The sequence below is a fragment of the Acinetobacter sp. YH12100 genome (genome assembly GCF_013419135.1).
GTDB classification, from domain to species: Bacteria; Pseudomonadota; Gammaproteobacteria; order Pseudomonadales; family Moraxellaceae; genus Acinetobacter; species Acinetobacter pseudolwoffii.
Genome location: NZ_VPAQ01000042.1, coordinates 1 through 3,951, shown reverse-complemented (window position 1 = coordinate 3,951; position 3,951 = coordinate 1). Strand labels below are relative to the sequence as shown.

The window sequence follows — 3,951 nt, the reverse complement described above, 5'->3', positions numbered from 1 at the left end:
AGTACCAGCGTACGGCCCACAGAATGATGTCACGCTGAAAATGCCGGCCTTTGAATGGGTTCATGTGCAGCTCCATCAGCAAAAGGGGATGATAAGTTTATCACCACCGACTATTTGCAACAGTGCCGTATCTTCTGCAAGCGTTGATTTCTGCTTGTCACGCGCGGGCTGCGAGCTTTCGAGACACCAATTGGCGAGAGATACTGGCGAGATATGACGCGCTCTTCCTGTTGAGCCCTACATACGTAGTTGCCCTCAATCGAGCAGTCGCTGTGTCGTGGGCCATGAACCCCGCTGCAGGGATGGCGGTCCTTAAGGCGATTGAGGACGAGTGGGACGTGGAGACCTACCCGCTTTTTCACGCGACGCGGGCGGATTTCCTTTCGCGTCTTGGTTTCCAAGACCAAGCTGCGGCAGCCTATCAGGCTGCGGCCGTACTCAGCACCAACCTACCTCAAAAGTTGTTCTTGGTCACGCGCGCTGAGGAATGCCTGGCAGGGTCTCGGACAGATGTTGGATAACATCAGTCGATTGACGGTGATTGCGCGCACGTGGACGCGCATCATGACAGGTATGACGAGCCTTTGAACGTCCGCTGGCTGTGCCGGCGCCATCATATCCGGCTGCACTTCTACGGTGAGGACATGTTTCCTATGTGCAGGCCGCATCACGTATGAACGGCGGCTCTCCGGTTATGCCTCAACGCCGCTGAAAGCGTCGCGCGGTCAGTCAGCCATGACGATCATACCTTATTCAGATCATGCGATCGGCGCCCTGCCATCAGGAGGATGAAATGCGTAAAGATCAGATCCCGGATTTCGTTGATGAGATCTTCGCCACCGGCTGCCCAATCACCGCAGTAGGACAAGATTGCTATGTTTTGCAGAGAGCGATCTGCTGGCAGAAGACTTCGACCGTGTTGGTGAGGTGGTCGATAAAATCTGCCAGCGATAAGGAAAGCGTGACCATCTGTTGCTGACATCGTCGATCATTTGAGGAGCCTCGGCCGTTTCTACGACCTGCGGCTTGAGACACTCCAATAGCGACTATGGGTCGGTCCGCGCTTTAGAATAAGGGATCTAGACCCTGTCGCCAATTTTGGCCTGACGGGGGTTTCCAGCTACGCCTTCATATGTCGTGCCTCAGCCGCGCTGCAAGCGCCGGGCACTGATGCCCAGCATGCTGGTGGTCTTCACCTTTCCGCCGACGCGCCTGAGGATGATGATTGCCGCGTCCGTGGCCAGCCCGGTGCCGATGGCAGCCAAATGACCCAATTGGAACGGCAGATAGCCCGGCTTGACCACGAGAAGCACTCCGATGAAGCCGATGACCACGGCGGTCCACCGCCGAACCGCGATGCTGAAGCCACAAATCGAGCTTTGCGAGGAGTTTCTTTATCCGTCTCAATGAGATAAGGGCCAACTTTAGATCAAGTGCGTCGTAGTACGGCGTGCACCTTGGGCTTGATCCAGCTATAGTGTAATTGTATGCTGGAAATATGTGCAACCCTGGTGTCTAGGCCGTGCGAAGCCAATCAGGCTCGAAAGTCGTTGCGGGTTGTTATCCGTTAAAGGCGGCGACTGTAGCCGCCGCTATTTGGCCCCTTGATACCATTTAGCATTTGGAGCTTTAGGTTCTATAATTTAACGTTACGCTACAGCCGACACCCCGCTTGCCTGAGCGTTTGGATTTCAATCACTTAGTAGACCAACTTGCGGGTCGACGGTTCGTGTCCCTTCAAGGCGGAGGCTTCGGCAGCTGGCGTCTCTATGCCGCGGTGGTGCTTTTCCGAAACGGAAGTCGCCCATTCGCGTCACGTAAACCGACCGTCAGGCGGTACGGCTTAGGAGAATAATCGCAAAGCAGACTGAGACCACCACCCTCGCGCTACCCTTTGCGCAGGCGTCGAAGGCGATCAGGTGCGCTGATCGAGTCTGTCGAGCACCATCGCTGCAAGTTCATCGCTGGTGTGTGCACCACTATCGAGAACACGGGTTGTGGACGGAAGCCGTTCCCTTGCGGCCAAGCATCGGGCGACATTCGCTAATCGCCACTCTCGAATCTCCGCATTCCGATTCGGGTCAGGATGCATGGTCTGGTTCGAGATCCGGTGACGCAATAGGTCCTCGTTAAGCATCAGAAAGATGTGCAGCAGCTGATCGTCGATCTGCCTTAACCCGTCGAGTATCTCAGTCAGATAGTCCGGGTGCACGAGCGTCATTGGGATGATGATGTCCTGCGAGTAATTCCTGCGAATCTCGCTGACCGCAGCGATCGTAAGTCCCCTCCACAAGGGGAGATCCTGATAGTCTCCGCTCGCTGGTATGGGGACCGTTTCTTTCACCACGAACCCGATTTCCTCAGGGTCAAAGATCAGCGATTTCGGACGCCGATCGCGCAGCCGCTCAGCGAGAGTCGTCTTTCCGGCGCCGAAAGGTCCGTTGATCCAGATTATCATTGTCGACGGCCTCTAACCGGAAGGCTCGCAAGAGCGCTGGGCGGCTTCGTGTGCTGGCACGATCGGAGTGGCTCCGAAGTGCTTCTCAAGATAGGTGACGCCGAACGTCACGATGTCCTGCGCGTCGAACAGGTAGCACTGAGCAAAGCCCACGACACCTTCTCGATGGCGACCGAGCTTCACGTAAGCATTTGCTATAGTTTCGACCGCATCCGGCTTTCCTTCGATAGCAAAGCAATCGAGAATGCCGTTTGAATCGTATTCTGATGCCGTTTTCCAGGCGACTTCACCGTTTCTTCCAAGCATCGGCATCTCATACGTCACCCATCGTTTGTTGGGGATATCCGCAACCGCCTCGGCGTAGTGCAATGCGGTAACGGAGTTTAGCGGCGCACCCAACAGCAGGGCCTTCCCGCCAAGGCGGACGAACCGCTCGACGGGCGACCCTTCCCCCAAGGCGTGACCGAGTTCGTGAGGCTCCGTCAGCGTTTCAGCTAGCGGACCAACCGCGACCATCGATGCATCGGGGTGCGCGCTGCGCCGCGCGCCGGGGGCTTGAACCAGAAATTGATTCAGCAGGCCGAACCCACGGTAAGTCCCGGCCGTTGCGGGATCGAACGGCGGCCAGGTACGGCGGGCTTTGTCATCCAACCGAGCGCCATTCAGAGTCTCCTCGTAGGGTGATCGGTCCCACGACGCGTATCCCATCACAGTGCCAGTCGGCCCAACCGCGGAGCGTAACGCGGCAACGACCGTCTCCGCTCCTCCTTCGACCGGACCAATCGCTTTAAGTGAGGCATGCACCATCAACAGGTCACCGGTTTGGACTCCGAGTTTTCGAATTGCCTCCGTTATTGCCTTCCGCGTATGCATCGCGATATCTCCTCTAAACTGCAAAACACTATACGGGGTCTGACGCTCAGTGGAACGAAATTGAATGTATTTAGAAAAATAAACAAATAGGGGTTCCGCGCACATTTCCCCGAAAAGTGCCACCTGACGTCTAAGAAACCATTATTATCATGACATTAACCTATAAAAATAAGCGTATCACGAGGCCCTTTCGTCTTCAAGAATTTTATAAACCGTGGAGCGGGCAATACTGAGCTGATGAGCAATTTCCGTTGCACCAGTGCCCTTCTGATGAAGCGTCAGCACGACGTTCCTGTCCACGGTACGCCTGCGGCCAAATTTGATTCCTTTCAGCTTTGCTTCCTGTCGGCCCTCATTCGTGCGCTCTAGGATCCTCCGGCGTTCAGCTTGTGCCACAGCCGACAGGATGGTGACCACCATTTGCCCCATATCACCGTCGGTACTGATCCCGTCGTCAATAAACCGAACCGCGACACCCTGAGCATCAAACTCTGGCACTGTTGCAAAGTTAGCGATGAGGCAGCCTTTTGTCTTATTCAAAGGCCTTACATTTCAAAAACTCTGCTTACCAGGCGCATTTCGCCCAGGGGATCACCATAATAAAATGCTGAGGCCTGGCC

Annotated in this window: 4 protein-coding genes and 2 pseudogenes; 1 reads left to right on the top strand and 5 read right to left on the bottom strand. The window is 55.6% G+C overall.

Going from position 1 to position 3,951, the window contains the following annotated elements:
• Positions 1-793 precede the first annotated feature (793 nt).
• Entirely contained in the window at positions 794-979 is a 186-nt protein-coding gene (locus FTU40_RS14935) for a hypothetical protein (RefSeq protein ID WP_004197549.1), read from the top strand.
• Positions 980-1,142: 163 nt separating this feature from the next.
• Here FTU40_RS14935 and FTU40_RS14930 read toward each other — a convergent pair whose 3' ends face one another.
• The 5 genes and pseudogenes from FTU40_RS14930 to FTU40_RS14910 all read right to left on the bottom strand — a co-directional run.
• Positions 1,143-1,334 carry a hypothetical protein gene (locus FTU40_RS14930; RefSeq protein WP_040234282.1) on the bottom strand — a complete coding sequence of 64 codons (192 nt, stop codon included), beginning with the start codon at positions 1,332-1,334 and terminating at the stop codon, positions 1,143-1,145.
• Positions 1,335-1,915: 581 nt separating this feature from the next.
• Positions 1,916-2,458: an AAA family ATPase gene (locus FTU40_RS14925; protein ID WP_002063889.1), complete on the bottom strand. Its 543-nt coding sequence runs from the start codon at positions 2,456-2,458 to the stop codon at positions 1,916-1,918.
• Positions 2,459-2,470: 12 nt separating this feature from the next.
• Entirely contained in the window at positions 2,471-3,331 is an 861-nt protein-coding gene (aac(3)-IIe, locus tag FTU40_RS14920) for an aminoglycoside N-acetyltransferase AAC(3)-IIe (protein WP_000557452.1), read from the bottom strand.
• Positions 3,332-3,508: 177 nt separating this feature from the next.
• Positions 3,509-3,829: pseudogene (locus FTU40_RS14915) on the bottom strand (recombinase family protein); the annotation flags it as partial.
• Between the two features lie 47 nt (positions 3,830-3,876).
• Positions 3,877-3,951 (bottom strand): annotated as a pseudogene (locus FTU40_RS14910) (IS6 family transposase); the annotation flags it as partial.

Coding starts and splice junctions, on each gene's coding strand:
- FTU40_RS14935 (WP_004197549.1), top strand. CDS start 794: ATGCGTAAAGATCAGATCCCGGATTTCGTTGATGAGATCTTCGCCACC.
- FTU40_RS14925 (WP_002063889.1), bottom strand. CDS start 2,458: ATGATAATCTGGATCAACGGACCTTTCGGCGCCGGAAAGACGACTCTC.